Source organism: Rhodosalinus sp. FB01 (genome assembly GCF_041365715.1).
GTDB lineage: Bacteria > Pseudomonadota > Alphaproteobacteria > Rhodobacterales > Rhodobacteraceae > Rhodosalinus.
In genome coordinates this window covers 1-14,829 of record NZ_JBGFSH010000020.1, presented here as the reverse complement: position 1 = coordinate 14,829, position 14,829 = coordinate 1, and the positions used below count along the sequence as shown (strand labels likewise).

Sequence of the window (14,829 nt, the reverse complement as noted above, 5' to 3'; positions counted from 1 at the left end):
TGACGAAGGCTTCCTCGGTGGTCATCTTCATGGGGATTGGTTCCTTTCGCGGGTTGGATGTGTGTCTCGGGCCGTCCGGGCGCCGGAGATGGCCGACGTCCTGTCCTCGAGGATGAGGTCGGACGCCTTTTCGCCGATCATGATCGCGGGCGCGTTCGTATTGCCCGAGACGATCTCGGGCATGATGGAGCAATCCGCCACGCGCAGGCCCGCGATGCCGTGTACCCTCAGCCGCGCATCGACGACGGCGTTGCTGTCCCGACCCATCCTGCAGGTGCCGGTGGGGTGATAGATCGTCGTCGAGTGATTGCGCGCCCAGTCGAGCGTGCCTTCGTAGTCGTCGATCTCCAGCGTCCGGTCCGGGCGGAACTCCTCCGAAATCTTGTTGCTGAGCGGCGCATGGCGGGCGATGCGGCGGGCGATGCGGATCCCGTCCACGATGGTCCGGCAATCGGTTTCCGTGGAAAGGTAATTCGGATGGATTTCCGGGTAGCGCGCGCCGGCGGCGGAGGCGAGGCGGATCTGCCCGCGGCTTTCGGGGCGCAGCTGGCATACCGACATGGTGAAGGCCGAGAAGGGATGTACGCCTTCGCCGGGGCTGTCGGCCGACCATGGCTGCACGTGGAACTGGATATCGGGGGTCTCGACATGATCCCCGCTGCGCATGAACCCCGTCGCGAGGCTTGCGGCCATGGCCATCGGACCGGCGCGGAACATCGCGTATTTCAGCGCGATCCGCGCCTGGTTGTAGAGGCTGCGCACCTCGTCGTTCAGCGTGGGCTCGTTGCATTTGAAGACCAGACGCGCCTGGAGGTGATCCTGCAGGTTCCTGCCGACGCCGGGCAGATCGTGGCGCACCTCGATCCCGTGGTCCTGCAGATGCGCCGCGTCGCCCAGCCCCGAGAGCATCAGGAGATGCGGCGAGCCGATGGCTCCGGACGACAGGACCACTTCGGTTCCCGCGCGCACCACATGCTCGGCGCCGGCGCGGTCGCGCCAGACGACCCCCGTGGCCCGCTTGCCCTCGAGCAGGATGTGGCTGGCCTGTGCCCTGGTCAGGATCGTCAGGTTCTCGCGTTTGCGCACCGGATTGAGAAACGCCACGGCGGCGGAACAGCGCCGCCCGTTCCGCGCGGTAAGCTGGAAGTAGCCTACGCCTTCCTGCGTGGCGCCGTTGTAATCGGGGTTGAAAGGGTATCCGGCCTCCTGCGCCGCGGCGACCCAGGCATCGCAGATGGGCCGCTGAAGCCGCATGTTGGACACCGACAGGGGGCCCTCTTCGCCGTGAAACGCGTCGGCGCCGCGCTCCTGTTTCTCGGAGCGCTTGAACAGCGGCAGGACGTCGTCCCAACTCCAGCCCGGGTTGCCCATCTGGGCCCAGCGGTCGTAATCCTGCGGCTGGCCGCGCACGTAAAGAAGCCCGTTCAGCGAGGACGAACCGCCCAGGACCTTTCCCCGCGGCCAGTCGAGCCGCCGTCCGTTCAGGCCCGGGTCCGGCTCGGTCCGGTAGCACCAGTCCACCGACGGGTTGTGCATCGTCTTGAAATAGCCGACCGGGATATGGATCCACGGGTTCCAGTCACGACCGCCGGCCTCCAGCAGGACGACCTTGATCGACGGGTCGGCAGAGAGACGATTCGCGAGCACGCATCCGGCAGAGCCCGCGCCGACGATCACGTAGTCTGCTGAAATTTCCGACATTTGGCCGCCTTCTGTGCGTTCTCTGTGCGCGGAAAAGTTTTTCTTGCCAGCGCGACAATAGTTCGACGAATATTGAGACTGCAAGTATCAAAAATTTGCACTATAGGGAGGAGACCATGAAAGTATCGAAAGCCCTGGGCGGGATTTCCCGTCGGGATCTGTTTCGTCTGTCGGGTCAGTTCGGCCTGTCTTCGGTGGTATTGGGCGCGGGCGCGCTGACGGGGGCGGTGTCTTTGCCGTCTCTCGCGCGCGCAGCCGAAAGCACGTATGAAAAGCGCTTCGCCAAGGAGCCCAAGCATACGTTGACGCTGGGTGCGTCCGGCTTCAACGCGCGCAACCTGCTGATCGAGCGCGCCGGCGTTCTGGAATTCGCCCGCGACCTGGAGGAGCGGACCGAGGGCGAGATCCGCGTGGAATTCATCGGCGACAACCAGATCTGCGGCCAGCTCAACTGCGTGGAAAAGACCCAGACCGGCGTGATCGACATGTACGCCGCCTCCACCCAGAATTCCGCCGGTGGAGCGCCCTACCTGAACGTACTCGACTACGCCTACATGTTCCCGAGCCGGGCATCCCAGTATTACTTCCTCTACAGCCCCGCGTCGCAGCGGATCCTGCGCGAGCCGCTCGAGCGCCGGCACGGCCTGAAGTTCCTGTTCAGCCATTGCGAGCTGCGCGGCATCCAGCTGGGCAACTCCTTCGCCGACAGGCCGACGGTGACGAAGCTGGAGGAGCTTTTCGGCACCAAGAACCGCGTCACCGGCACGCAACTCGGCCGGATCGCCATGCAGCAGCTCAACCTCAACCCGGTTCCGGTCGCGTGGGAGGAAACGCTCGACGGGCTCAAGCAGGGCCTGATCGACGGTGCAGAGACCTGGGCATCCGCGGTGGCCTACGCCAACATGGCGCCCGTGGTCAGCCAGTCGGTCGATCTGAGGTTCTTCTGCGGCACCGAGCACACGTCGATGTCGTTGCGGGTGTTCGACGCGATGGAGCCGCATCTGCAGGATGCGATCATGGAGTCGGCCTATCTGGCGCAGGTGCACGTTCAGGCGGCGAACGAGGCCGCGCTGGTCAAGACGGTCGGTTTCTCCGATCCGCAGCTGCCGGGCACGATCTTTGCCGAGAACAACGTGCGCCCTGCCTTCCTGCCGGAAGACCAGATCAGGATGGCCGAGGAAATGTGCTCCCCCGAGTTCAACCCGGAGCCGTGGGCACAGTGGCGCGAGCGGCTGAACAACTGGGCGGGTGGTATCGACACCTACCAGGAGATCTACGACGTCGCGCGCGAGATTCCCGTCGACATGCCGCCGGAGAACGTCGAGCCGCGGCGCTGGTGGCGCTCGGCCTGATCGGACGCGGCGATCGCGGGCTGCCCCTCTAAAGGGCAGCCCGTCTTCACGATCCGCGCGGCGCGCGGCAATAATCATACCGGACCCCCAACGGGAGGAGTGGGCATGACGGAGTGGTTTCAGGGCTCGGGAGAGATCCTGAGCGCCCTTGCTGCGGGCGACTCATGGATGCTGAGCGAGGCGATGCGGCAGCCGGCGGTCTGGCCGCTGGGCCTTGTCGCGATGCTTGGCCTGGCGATCGTGATCCTGGTGTTCTATCGCGTCAGCCCCTGGGCGGAGCGAAACCTGGAGTCCACCGTCATGGTGGTGTCCTACCTCGGCATCGGCGGCATCATCTTCGTGGAGGTGTTTCGCCGCTTCGTGCTGCAGGAACAGGCGCCATGGTCGACAACCCTGCCACCGTTCCTCTTCCTCATCATGACGTGGTTCGGCTGTTCCTACAACGTCAAGCTGCGGACCCATCTGGCCTTCGCCGAGTTCCGCGCGGCCATGCCCCGCACCGGGCAGATGGCGTGTCTGGTGCTCGACGCCGTGCTCTGGATCGTCTTTTCCTGGGTCGTTGTCGTGACGGCCTCCAAGGTGGCGGCGAACTCCGCGTCCAACTTCCAGATCATGCTGGGCACCGACAACGTCATGCAGTGGTGGTTCCTCGTATCGGTTCCGCTGGCCTTCACCACGCTGGTCGCACGCGTGATCGAGAACCTTCTGGCGGACATATCCAACTTCCGAAGCGGCGAGGTTCTCGTCACCCAAGCTGTCATCGGGGGCGACTGACATGATGGATACGTCCACGCTCGTCACGCTCATTTCGGTCGGGGTGACGTTTCTGTTCATGCTCGGCGTGCCGGTTTTCCTGGTCATCGGCTACTGGGTGATCGGCGTCTCGCTCGTCCTGGGCATGCCGCTTCAGAATATCGGCGGCGCGCTTGCCGACGTCTTCACCGACGGCTTCGCCCTGCTCGCGATGCCGCTATTCATCCTCACCGGGGATCTCATCAACCGCTCCGGGATCGCGCGGCGGCTGTCCGATTTCGCCTATGCCTGCCTCGGCTGGATCCGCGGTGGTCTGGCGATGGCATCGCTCGGGGCCTGCGGGCTCTTTGCCGCCATCTCGGGATCGAATTCGGCCACCACGGCCACCATCGGCTCCATGCTGCATCCGGAAATGGTCAAGGGAGGGTATGACGAACGCTTCTCGGCGGCCACCGCCGCGGCCGGCGGCACGGTCGGGATCATCATTCCGCCCTCGATCATCTTCATCGTCTACGGGTTCCTCCTGAACCTCCCGATCTCGGAGCTTTTCGTGGCCGGTATCCTGCCCGGGGCCATGATGGTCGCGGCGATGATGCTGGCGGCTTTCCTGATCAGCTGGGGCAATGCGTGGGGAGTCGTGATCCCGCTCAGCCCGCTGCGCGTGTTCAAGACGGCGATCGGCGCGTGGCTCGGCTTCTTCGCCATAGGGCTGGTGCTCTGGGGCATCTACACCGGCAAGTTCTCTCCCACCGAGGCGGCTGGCGTGACCGTGGGGTTCTGCGTGATCGTCGGGTTCCTGAGCGTGCCGCTCTACCGGATGATGGGCGGGGCCGGGGGACGCGACGTGTCGGAAAAGCGCATCTCGGAGATGCTCGTCGTAGAGGGGTTCGGCCCCCTCGAACTTCCGTCGATCACGATGCGCTCGGCGCAGATCACGGGGATCCTCGCCCCGCTGATCGCCGTATCCGTGGTGATGCAGCAGATCCTTTCGGTTCTCGGCGCGCAGGACGTCATCGGGGGTTTCGTCACCTCCATGGGCGGCTATTACGCGGTGCTGTTCACGTCGATGCTGATCGTCTTCATCAGCGGCATGGTTCTGGAAAGCCTGCCGGTGACGATCATCCTCGCGCCGATCCTCGCGCCGATCGCGCATTCCGTCGGCATCGATCCCATGCAGTTCGCGGTGATCTTTCTCGTCGGTGCCTCCATCGGGTTCGTGACCCCACCCTACGGGCTCAATCTCTACGTGGCGTCTGGGGTCACGGGCGTTCCCTATTTCAGGCTTTTGCGCTACACGGTGCCCTACCTCGTGGCCCTTATCAGCGTCTGGCTGGTGATCGCCATGGTGCCCCAGCTTTCAACCGCGCTGTTGCCCCAGCGTTGACGATGGATCGCGCATGGACGCCGACAGCAAGGAAACCATTCCGACGAACCTGCGCCTGCTTCTGGTGATCGAGCAGATCGCCGAGGCAGGCGTGCCCGTCACGCCCACCCATGTGAATTCGCGGCTGGGTCTGCCCAAGCCGACCATTCACCGCCTGTTCGCCACGCTGGAGGAGGAGGGTTTCCTCCAGCGCGACATGGACGGGCGGTCCTATTCGCCGGGCCCGCGGCTGCGGCACATGGCCGGGGGCATCCTGTCCTCGCTGCGGATACGGACGGCGCGGCAGGCCATCCTGAGGCGCCTGAGCCGCGAAATCGGCGAGACCTGCAATATCGCGCTGCCGGACCGCGATGCCATGACGTATCTGGAGCGGGTGGAAACAGAGTGGCCGCTGCGCATCCAGCTGCCGATCGGCACGCGCGTCCCATTCTACTGCACGGCCAGCGGCAAGATGTATCTCAGTTCGCTGGACCGAACCCACCTGAAGAAATACATCGCCACCACGCGGCTGGAACGGCGGACACCCAACACGATCACCGATCCCGCGGCCCTGATCGAAGAGATCGCGACCGTTCGCAAGAACGGGTACGCGCTGGATCGGGAAGAGTTCATGCAGGACATGATCGCCGTCGCGGTTCCCGTTCTGGACATCAACCGCCGGCTCATGGTCACGCTTTCGTTCCACGCGCCCTCGCAGCGCTTCGACGTGGAGAGGGCGCTGGGCTTTCTCGAACCGCTTCGCGCGGCGGCCGAGGATCTTTCGCAACTGGTCATCGACGGTCGGAGCGACTGATAGGGTCGCAGCGCCCCACGAAGGGGACCGCCCGGATCGATTGGCCCGGTGCCGGGCCTGCCCCCGTTTTTCACCTGTGGCGCGCAGCGTCGGAACGCGTTTCGCTCGGGCCGCATTCGCGCTCTGCATGTGCGTTCCAGGAGCCGACGGAGGCTTGGGCGGCGTCGGCCGCCGGGATGGCGTATCCCGGGGTCGAGTGCGCGCGATGCCGGTTGGCGGTCAGCGCGCCGACGCGCGACCGGCCCCCTTCCCCGATCGCGTCTGAGGGATGGCGTCTTAGTCGATGGCGCATTCCGCATTCCGCCTTCGAACGCCGCGCTCGAACGGATCGAGGGAGACCGGCGTTCGTCGAGAACCCGGCGCCGCGACCACCGATGACGAATTCCGGCGCGACCGCCCGGTCACTCGGTCCGCCCGCGCAGGCCCGCGATCAGGTCGGGCTCGACATCGAGAACCCTGTCGGCTTCTGTCAGGAGCTGGCCGTCCGGCAGTGGCGGGCTCAGGTCGAGCCCGGCGCCCAGCGTTCGCGTCACGATGTCGAGCGCCGCGATACGGGCGTGGCGCTTGTCGTTCGCGGGGATCACGTGCCAGGGCGCCTCCGGCGTCGAGGTGCGGGCGAACATCTCGTCGATCGCGGCGTTGTACTCGTCCCATTTCTCGCGGTTGCGGAAGTCCTCGTATGTGAGTTTCCAGCGCTTCAGCGGGTTGCGCAGCCGCTCCTCGAACCGCGCGAGCTGACGCCCGGGCGAGATGTGGAAGAAGAGCTTCACCAGACGGGCTCCATCGTCGAGGAGCGACTGCTCGAAATCCCGGATTTCCTTGTAGGCCTGCCGCCACCGCCGCTCCGGTGTCAGGGCCTCGACACGCTCGACGAGGACGCGGCCGTACCAGGACCGGTCGAATGCCGAAATCGCGCCCCGCGGCGGCAGCCGTTCCATGAAGCGCAGCAGGTAGTGCCGGTCGAGGTAATAATTCCCGGGCGGGCCGATCGGCCAGACCTTGAAGCTTCGGGGGTCCAGCGCGGCCGAAAGGCGCCGGATGGTTCCCCCCTTGCCGGCGGCGTCCCAGCCCTCGAAGACGATCACCGCCTTGTCGCCGTTGAAGAGATAGGTCTGCTGGATCCGCGCGAGGGTGAGCCGGTGCCTCGAAAGCGCCTCCCGGTAGGCCGGTTTGTCGAGGCGCCTCGTGAGGTCCGCATCCGCAAGCCTCGGCGGCTTGGCGATCTGCGCGGCATCGCGCTCCTCCCCCATGCAGGTCTCCCGAGGTCATCCGCCGTGCGGCCGGCGCCGGCCGCCGCACGTGACGCAGACTGGGCGATGCGGGTGCGAAAATCCAGCCGCAGCGTGCGCCTCAGCCTTCGACCCCGGCGAAAAGGTCGCGGTAGCGCGCGCGAAGCGCGTTCTTCTGAACCTTGCCCATGGCGTTGCGCGGCAGGCTTTCCACCACGAGAAGCTTGCGCGGATGCTTGAAACGGGCGAGCGCGCCGCGCACCGCCTCCTCGATCGCGGCGATATCCGGGCGCGCGTCGGGCTCGGCCACGATCAGGCCCACCGCGGTCTCGCCGAGATCGGGATGCGGCACGCCGACCACCGCGCTTTCCAGAACGCCGGGCTGGGCGTCGAGCACCAGTTCGATCTCCTTGGGATAGACGTTGAGCCCGCCCGAGATCACGAGGTCCTTGCTGCGACCGACGATGTGAACGTAGCCGTCCGCATCGATCATGCCCAGATCGCCGGTGATGAAGAAGCCGTCGGGGCGCAGCTCCTCGGCGGTCTTGTCGGGCATCCTCCAGTAGCCCTTGAAGACGTTCGGGCCCCGCACCTCGATCATCCCGATCTCGCCCCGGGGCAGGGCCGCTCCGGTTTCGGGATCGGTGATCTTCAGATCGACATCGGGCAGCGGAACGCCGACGGTGCCGGGCCGGCGCTCGCCCTCGTAGGGGTTGGAGGTGTTCATGTTGGTTTCCGTCATCCCGTAGCGTTCGAGGATGCGGTGGCCCGTGCGCGCCTCGAAGCGCCGGTGGGTCTCGGCCAGAAGCGGCGCGGAGCCCGACACGAAAAGCCGCATGTGCGCGACGAGCTCTCCGCTGAAGCGCTGATCGTCCAGCAGGCGGGTGTAGAAGGTGGGAACCCCCATCATGGCGGTGGCCTCGGGAAGCCGCGCGATCACCGCGTCGGGATCGAACTTCGGCAGGAAGATCATCGCGCCACCCACCGCCAGCATGACATTCGTCGCAACGAAAAGACCGTGGGTGTGAAAGATCGGCAGCGCGTGCAGCAGCACGTCGTCCGCGTCGAAGCGCCAGGCTTCGGCAAGCGTGAGCGCGTTCGACAGAAGGTTGCCCTGCGTGAGCATCGCGCCCTTGGAACGCCCCGTCGTGCCCGAGGTGTAGAGCAGGCCCGCGAGATCGTCCTCGCTCCGAGCGACGGTCTCGAAGGCGGCCGGCATGTCCCGTGCCGCGTCCATCAGCGACCCGGCGCCCCGGGCGTCGAGCGTCTCGATCTGCGCGCCCAGGCCCGCGGCCACGGGCGCGAGCGCGGCTTGCTGCCCGGGGTCGCAGACCACCAGCCGCGCGCCGCTGTTCTCGATGAAGTAGGACAGCTCCTCGACCGTGTAGGCGGTGTTGAGCGGCAGGAACACCACGCCCGCCTGCGCGCAGGCGGCATAGAGGGCCAGCGCCTCGGGCGATTTCGGAACCTGCGCCGCGAGCCGGTCGCCGGGCGCGAGCCCGGCCGCCGCGAGCACGTTGGCCAGCCGCGCGGAGAGCGCGAGGAACTCCGCGTAGCTCAGCGCGCCGCCATCGGCGAGGTGCAGGAAGGTCTCCGTCCGCCCCTCATGCGCGGCGAAGAGGCGATCGTGGAGCGGGTTGGCCATGGCGCTCTCCCTGTCAGGCGGCGGTCGTCTCGGACGCGGCGGCGAGGGCGCGGACCTCGCGCGCGGCGGCGACCTCCCGCGCGGCGGCGACACGCGCGTGGTTCTGCGCCAGGGCATCGAGATCGTAAAGATAGTTCACCATGGTTCCGAAGGACTGCGTGCGGCCCTTGTCGGAGGTGTCGGCCTCGGCATGGACGGCATGCACCACCGCGCCGTTCCCGAGATGGAAGCGCGCCACCGGGTCGCGCGGCAGCCCGTCCTCGCGCTTCGCGGTCAGCAGGTAGCGCGCGGCGAGCCGGCGCAGCGCCTCGGGGTCGCCGCTCTGGACGGTCTGGCCGGTCTCTTCGACCCAGCGCGCGAGCCCGGGGATGGGCGAAAGCGTCACGAAGGTCTTCAGCGATGGCAGTTCCGCCGAAAGGTCCGCGGCCACCTGCTTGATGAGCGAATTGCCGAAGGAGATGCCGCCAAGCCCCGCCTGGCAGTTCGAGATCGAGTAGAACACCGCCGTGTCGGCCTTCGCCGAGGGAAGCGGCGCGCGGTCCTCCGCCAGAAGCGCCTGGATCGAGCCGGGAACGCCGGAGGTGAGCGCCACCTCGACGAAGATGAGCGGCTCGTCCGGCATCGCTGGGTGGAAGAACGCGAAGCAGCGCCGGTCCGCCGGCGCGAGACGGCGGCGCAGGTCGTCCCAGCTGTCGATGGCGTGCACCGCCTCGTAGGCGATGATCTTGTCGAGGATGTGCGCGGGGCTTTCCCAGTTGATCGGGCGAAGCACGAGGAAGCCGCGATTGAACCACGACAGGAAGAGGTGCCTGAAATCGAGATCCAGCGCCTCGAGCTCGGGATCGCCCGCCCCGAGGCGTAGAAGGTCGGCGCGCATCCGCACGAGCCGGCCCGTCGCCCCGGGCGCCTGGTTCAGCCGGCGCAGAAACTCCTGCCGCGGCGCCTCGGCTGCGGCGACGAAGGCACGGTAGGTGGCCTTGCTCGGTTCGGCCTCGTAGGCCGCGAGCGCCGTGCGCACGGCGTCGGGCGTGACGTTCATGTCCCGTGCGAGGTGACCGAAGAAGGCGCGCTTCTCGGCGTCGTCCATTGCTTCGAAGCGGTTGAGGATATGCTGCGCGATGGCAAGGCCCGACACCTCCCCGGTCGCGCCGACGAGCGCCGAGGCGAGTTCCCCGGTGGACCGGTCGTCGCGGCCGAGCGGACGCGACGCCCGAAACCGGCGTTCGAAGATCGTGGAAAGAAGATCGGCAAAAAGCGTCATCTCAAGGGTTCCGTTGCGTGGCAGGTTTTCCCTGCGTCACCTGCCGGCGGAGGCGGCTTGCAGCCCGCCGCGCCGCGATCTAGGGGGATGGTGCGGCCGGCGGCCGGCAAGATCAACCCGATCCCGCATGGACCGACGGCGCCCGCCTAGACACGCGTGCGCGCAGCGCTAGCTCGCGCAGCGACGGAACAAGGGAAAAACCGATGGATGGACAAGATGTCTCGCCCGCCGCCACAGCGGCCGATTCCGCAGATTCGAGGACGGAGGCCCTGCGCCGTCGCCGCGAGCTCGCCATGGCGTCGATCGAGCGCGAGCGCCTGCGACGCGAAGCCGCGGGTTTCGTCGCGGGCGCCGCGATCATGAATTTCACCGCCGCCAACGAACCGGGATCCCTGCTGGCCCGCGCGGTCCATGCCAGCAAGCTATTCCTGATCGCCTTCGTCTGCGTCGCCCCGAACTACCTGGTCTGGAGGCTGCTGCTGGCGGGCTGATGCATGCCGCCCCCGTCGCCTGCGTTGAGGGCGGCGGGCCGGGCTGATTTCGGGGGATTGGTGGAGCCTACCGGGATCGAACCGGTGACCTCTTGCATGCCATGCAAGCGCTCTCCCAGCTGAGCTAAGGCCCCTTTGAGCGACGGTCGCTTCCGACCGTGCGCCGGTGTCTAGGCAAAGGCCGGGGCGGGATCAAGCGGAAAAATCCGCGGCCGCCACGACGCTTCCGCGATGGGCGTCAGCCCTCGTCGTCCTCGTTGGACACATCGGCGATATCGTCGAGAGAGACGTTGCTGTCCTCGTCGTCATCCTCGAGAACGTCGTCCCCCAGTTCGACGTCCACGTCGTCCTCCTCGATGACCGTGTCGTCGGTCTTCTTGGCCTTTGACTTCGCGGTGGCCTTGTCCTCCGCATCGGCCGCGATCATGCGCCCGCGGCTCTTGTCGAGCTCGACGACTTCGCCAGTGTAGGGGCTGACGATGGGATCGCGGTTGAGGTCGTAGAACCGTTTCCCGGTTGTCGGGCACACGCGCTTGACGCCCCATTCTTCCTTGGGCATGGAAATCCCTCGCAACTGCTCTTGCCGATGACTCGGCGCTCCTGCCACAAGGCCGGGGGCGTGTCAAAGCCTTTGGCCGAGCGCGGAACGGAGATGATGGATATGGGTGAGCACGTCCTTCCGGGCAACCCCCCGATCCAGCTCACGCTGCGCCACTCGGCGCGCGCGCGGCGCATCTCGTTGCGCGTCTCCTCCCTCGACGGGCGGGTGACGCTGACCCTGCCGCCCGGCGTGCGGGAAAGCGAGGCGCTGGCCTTCGCCCGCGACAAGGAGGGCTGGCTTCGCACCCATCTCGCAAGCCACCCCGGAACGCTCGACGTGCGCCATGGAACGGAACTGCCGGTGGAGGGCCGCACGCTCGTCATCGCCGCCGGCACGGGCCGCTCGGTGCGGGCCGAAGCCGGACGGCTTCTCGTGCCGGGCGCCGAGGCCGACTGCGCGGCCCGCCTTCGAGGCTGGCTCAGGGCACTGGCGCGAACGCGTCTCGCACAGGCCTCGGACCGCTACGCGGCGTCCCTCGGCCGGCCCTATGCCGGTCTTGCCGTCCGCGACACGCGCTCGCGCTGGGGATCCTGCTCGGCGCGGGGCACGCTCAGCTATTCGTGGCGCCTGGTGATGGCGCCGCCGGAGGTGCTGGACTACGTCGCGGCGCATGAAGTCGCGCACCTGGAGGAGATGAACCATTCGCGCGCCTTCTGGGCCGTGGTGGAACGGCTGCACGGCCCCTTCGACGGCCCGCGCCGCTGGCTGCGACGGAACGGGGCCGCGCTTCACCGCTACCGCTTCTGAACAGGCGGCAGGGATGGAAAGCCGATTGACCCCCGCGGCCACCGTGATCACATTCCGGGTCGATGCTGCTGAACCCCCGCCCCTCCGACGCGGCGCCGCCGGCCGCCCATGACCGCGTGTACCGCGGGCTGCGCACCCGCATCATGCACGGCCAGCTGGCGCCGGGCCAGGCGCTCACGCTGCGCGGCATCGGGCGGGAGTTCGATGTCTCGATGACCCCCGCGCGCGAGGCGTTGCGGCGGCTCGTGGCGGAAGGTGCGCTGTCGATGTCCGCCTCCGGGCGCGTCGCCACCCCCGAGCTGTCGAACGAGCGGATCGAGGAGCTGGCGGCGCTTCGCGCGCTTCTCGAGGTGGAGCTGGCCAGCCGCGCCCTGCCGCGCGCCCACATGGCGCTGATCGAGCGCCTTCAGACGATCAACACCGGCGTCGCCGAGGCCGTGGCCCGCCACGATGCCGTGGCCTATATCCGCGCCAACCTGGAGTTTCACCGGGCGCTCTACCTGCGCGCGCAGGCGCCGGCGATGCTGGCCATGGCAGAGACGGTGTGGCTTCAACTCGGCCCCACGATGCGGGCCCTCTACGGAAAGCTGCGGCGCAAGGAGCCGCCCCACTTCCACCGGCTCATCATCGCCGCGCTCAAGGCGGGCGACGAGCCGGGGCTGCGCCTCGCCGTGCGTTCGGACGTGACGCAGGGGCTGAAGATGCTCACGGCGTGACGGGCCACGGCGATCCCTCCGGCCTGGCGCCGCTTTTCGTGGCGCTCGGCGCGCTCTTCCTCTCGGGTCTGGTCGCGGACGCGCTGGGCCAGCGCACCTCGCTGCCGCGGGTCACGCTGCTTCTGGGGATCGGGATCGTTGCGGGCGGGTCGGGGCTCGACCTGATCCCGGCCGCCGCCCGCGAGGCGTATTCCTTTCTCTCGGTCACGGCGCTCAGCCTCGTCGCCTTCCTTTTGGGCGGCCCGCTGAAGCGCGAGACGCTCGCCGCCCACGGCCGTTCGATCCTGCTGATCTCGCTTGCCATCGTGGTGGTCACCGTCCTGGGTGTCGGCGCGGGCCTCTGGGCGCTCGGCCTGGCCCCCGGGGTCGCACTGGTTCTGGGCGCGATCGCGACGGCGACCGATCCCGCGGCCGCGACCGACGCGATCAACCAGTCCGGCGCCAAAGGCGGCTTCGTCGACACGCTGCGGGGCATCGTCGCCATCGACGACGCCTGGGGCATGCTGACCTTCGCGCTCGCCGTGGTGGCGGCGAAGGCGCTCGCCGGCGCGGCAGGCGGCGAGATGCTTCTGGAGGCCGCTTGGGAGATCGGCGGCGCGCTCGCCCTCGGGCTGGCGCTCGGCCTGCCCGGTGCCGTGCTCACCGGACGGCTGAAGCCCGGGGAGCCCTCCCTGACCGAGGCGCTCGGGCTCGTGTTCCTGGCCGCGGGGCTGTCGCTCTGGCTCGAGGTCTCGTTCCTGCTTACCGCGATGACGGCGGGCGCGGCGATCGTGAACCTCGCGCGTCACCACGAGCGGGCGTTCCATGAGATCGAGCATGTGCAGTGGCCCTTCATGATCCTGTTCTTCGTGCTCGCGGGCGCCTCGCTCGAGATCGGGAAGCTCCTGGCGCTGGGCGCCCTCGGGGCGGGCTACGTCGCGCTGCGGATCGCCGCGCGTCTCGCCGGCGGCTGGGCCGGCGGATGGCTCGCCGGCGCGTCGGCGCGGGACCGCGCGCTTTACGGCCCCGCCCTGCTGCCCCAGGCCGGGGTGGCGGTGGGCATGGCGCTCGTGGCCGCGCAGGAGTTTCCCGAGGCGGCGGACACGCTCCTCACGCTGACGATCGGGACGACGGTGCTTTTCGAGCTGATCGGCCCGGCCGTCACGGTCTGGGCGGCCCGTCGCGCCCGGGACGAGGGCTAGGCCATCCGGCGCAGGCTGTCGCGACTCGTGCGGGCGCCGCGCGACCGGCGGATGCCGCGCCTGCGGTTCTGGCGGAAGCGATGCCGCTCAGGCGGCCAGGCCGCGGGCCCCCATGTCGAGGAACTTCTGCCGGCGGTCGGCGCGCAGCTTGTCGCGATCCTGCCCGTCGAGCTCTGCCAGCATCTCGCGGAGCGATGCGCCCACCGCGTCGATCGAGGCGCCCGCATCGCGGTGCGCCCCGCCCAGCGGCTCCGGCACGATGCGGTCGATCACGCCGAGCTTCAGCAGGTCCTGCGCCGTCAGCCGAAGCGCCTCGGCCGCCTCGCGCATCTTTTCCGCGTCCTTCCAGAGGATCGACGCGCAGCCCTCGGGCGAGATCACGGAATAGACCGAATGCTCCAGCATCGCCACGCGGTTCGCCGTGGCGAAGGCCACCGCGCCGCCCGAGCCGCCCTCGCCGATCACGACCGAGACGAGCGGCACGCCGAGCCTCAGACAGGCCTCGGTGGAGCGGGCGATCGCCTCGGATTGGCCGCGCTCCTCCGCGCCCTTGCCGGGATAGGCGCCGGGCGTGTCGACCAGCGTGACCACCGGCAGGCCGAAGCGATCCGCCAGGTCCATCAGCCGGATCGCCTTGCGGTAACCCTCGGGCCGGGCCATGCCGAAATTGCGTTCTATCCGGGATTTGGTGTCGAAGCCCTTCTCGTGGCCGATCACCATCACCGGCCGGTCGCTGAGCCGCCCGAGCCCGCCGATCACGGCATGGTCATCCGCGAAGTTGCGGTCGCCCGCGAGCGGCGTGAACTCCTCGAAGAGACGGCCGACGTAATCGATGCAGTGCGGCCGCTGCGGGTGGCGCGCCACCTGGCATTTCCGCCAGGGCGTCAGGTCCTTGTAAAGCTGGGCGAGCATGGCCGCGGCCTTGCGGTCGAGCGCGACGGCCTCCTCCTCGACATCCATGCCTTCGGACGTCCG

At 68.1% G+C, this 14,829-nt stretch carries 14 protein-coding genes and 1 tRNA gene; 8 read left to right on the top strand and 7 right to left on the bottom strand.

Translation table 11 applies throughout. From position 1 onward, the window contains the following. Positions 1-27: 27 nt before the first annotated feature. Positions 28-1,701, bottom strand: coding sequence for a GMC family oxidoreductase (locus AB6A65_RS16195; RefSeq protein WP_371039442.1), 1,674 nt, complete (start codon positions 1,699-1,701; stop codon positions 28-30). 116 nt (positions 1,702-1,817) lie between these two features. Here AB6A65_RS16195 and AB6A65_RS16190 point away from each other — a divergent pair, with 116 nt between their 5' ends. The 4 genes from AB6A65_RS16190 to AB6A65_RS16175 all read left to right on the top strand — a co-directional run bounded on the left by AB6A65_RS16190 (position 1,818) and on the right by AB6A65_RS16175 (position 5,983). Next, positions 1,818-3,053: a TRAP transporter substrate-binding protein gene (locus AB6A65_RS16190; protein WP_371039441.1), complete on the top strand. Its 1,236-nt coding sequence runs from the start codon at positions 1,818-1,820 to the stop codon at positions 3,051-3,053. Positions 3,054-3,158: 105 nt separating this feature from the next. Next, on the top strand, positions 3,159-3,827 hold the full coding sequence (locus AB6A65_RS16185) for a TRAP transporter small permease (RefSeq protein ID WP_371039440.1): 669 nt from the start codon (positions 3,159-3,161) through the stop codon (positions 3,825-3,827). 4 nt (positions 3,828-3,831) lie between these two features. Next, the gene (locus AB6A65_RS16180) at positions 3,832-5,190 is read left to right on the top strand and encodes a TRAP transporter large permease (RefSeq protein WP_371039443.1); all 1,359 of its coding nucleotides are present in this window, start codon (positions 3,832-3,834) and stop codon (positions 5,188-5,190) included. A 13-nt stretch (positions 5,191-5,203) separates the two neighbouring features. After that, entirely contained in the window at positions 5,204-5,983 is a 780-nt protein-coding gene (locus AB6A65_RS16175; protein ID WP_371039439.1) for an IclR family transcriptional regulator, read from the top strand. 401 nt (positions 5,984-6,384) lie between these two features. On the opposite strand, the gene AB6A65_RS16170 is transcribed toward AB6A65_RS16175, so the two are convergent. The 3 genes from AB6A65_RS16170 to AB6A65_RS16160 form a co-directional block, all read right to left on the bottom strand. After that, complete coding sequence (locus tag AB6A65_RS16170; RefSeq protein ID WP_371039438.1) at positions 6,385-7,233, bottom strand: polyphosphate kinase 2 family protein; 849 nt, start codon at positions 7,231-7,233, stop codon at positions 6,385-6,387. A gap of 100 nt (positions 7,234-7,333) precedes the next feature. After that, the gene (locus AB6A65_RS16165) at positions 7,334-8,857 is read right to left on the bottom strand and encodes a malonyl-CoA synthase (RefSeq protein WP_371039437.1); all 1,524 of its coding nucleotides are present in this window, start codon (positions 8,855-8,857) and stop codon (positions 7,334-7,336) included. A 13-nt stretch (positions 8,858-8,870) separates the two neighbouring features. Continuing rightward, a complete protein-coding gene (locus AB6A65_RS16160) occupies positions 8,871-10,118 on the bottom strand; it encodes a malonyl-CoA decarboxylase (protein ID WP_371039436.1) in 1,248 nt (415 codons plus the stop codon). 203 nt (positions 10,119-10,321) lie between these two features. Here AB6A65_RS16160 and AB6A65_RS16155 point away from each other — a divergent pair, with 203 nt between their 5' ends. Then, positions 10,322-10,609, top strand: a complete 288-nt coding sequence (locus AB6A65_RS16155; protein ID WP_371039435.1) for a hypothetical protein — start codon at positions 10,322-10,324, stop codon at positions 10,607-10,609. Between the two features lie 58 nt (positions 10,610-10,667). Here the strand turns inward: AB6A65_RS16155 and AB6A65_RS16150 are convergent. Together AB6A65_RS16150 and AB6A65_RS16145 are read right to left on the bottom strand one after the other, a co-directional pair. Beyond that, positions 10,668-10,743: transfer RNA gene (locus AB6A65_RS16150), tRNA-Ala, on the bottom strand. 104 nt (positions 10,744-10,847) lie between these two features. Continuing rightward, positions 10,848-11,168, bottom strand: a complete 321-nt coding sequence (locus AB6A65_RS16145; RefSeq protein WP_371039434.1) for a TIGR02300 family protein — start codon at positions 11,166-11,168, stop codon at positions 10,848-10,850. 102 nt (positions 11,169-11,270) lie between these two features. On the opposite strand from AB6A65_RS16145, the gene AB6A65_RS16140 reads away from it, so the two are divergent. The 3 genes from AB6A65_RS16140 (at position 11,271) to AB6A65_RS16130 (ending at position 13,854) form a co-directional block, all read left to right on the top strand. Next, positions 11,271-11,957 carry a M48 family metallopeptidase gene (locus AB6A65_RS16140; protein WP_371039433.1) on the top strand — a complete coding sequence of 229 codons (687 nt, stop codon included), beginning with the start codon at positions 11,271-11,273 and terminating at the stop codon, positions 11,955-11,957. 62 nt (positions 11,958-12,019) lie between these two features. Next, complete coding sequence (locus tag AB6A65_RS16135; protein WP_371039432.1) at positions 12,020-12,673, top strand: GntR family transcriptional regulator; 654 nt, start codon at positions 12,020-12,022, stop codon at positions 12,671-12,673. Then, positions 12,670-13,854, top strand: a complete 1,185-nt coding sequence (locus AB6A65_RS16130; RefSeq protein ID WP_371039431.1) for a cation:proton antiporter — start codon at positions 12,670-12,672, stop codon at positions 13,852-13,854. Before AB6A65_RS16135 ends, AB6A65_RS16130 begins: the two co-directional genes overlap by 4 nt. A gap of 87 nt (positions 13,855-13,941) precedes the next feature. Here AB6A65_RS16130 and AB6A65_RS16125 read toward each other — a convergent pair. Continuing rightward, the coding region (locus AB6A65_RS16125) for an acetyl-CoA carboxylase carboxyltransferase subunit alpha (RefSeq protein ID WP_371039430.1) at positions 13,942-14,829 on the bottom strand (888 nt) is incomplete at its 5' end.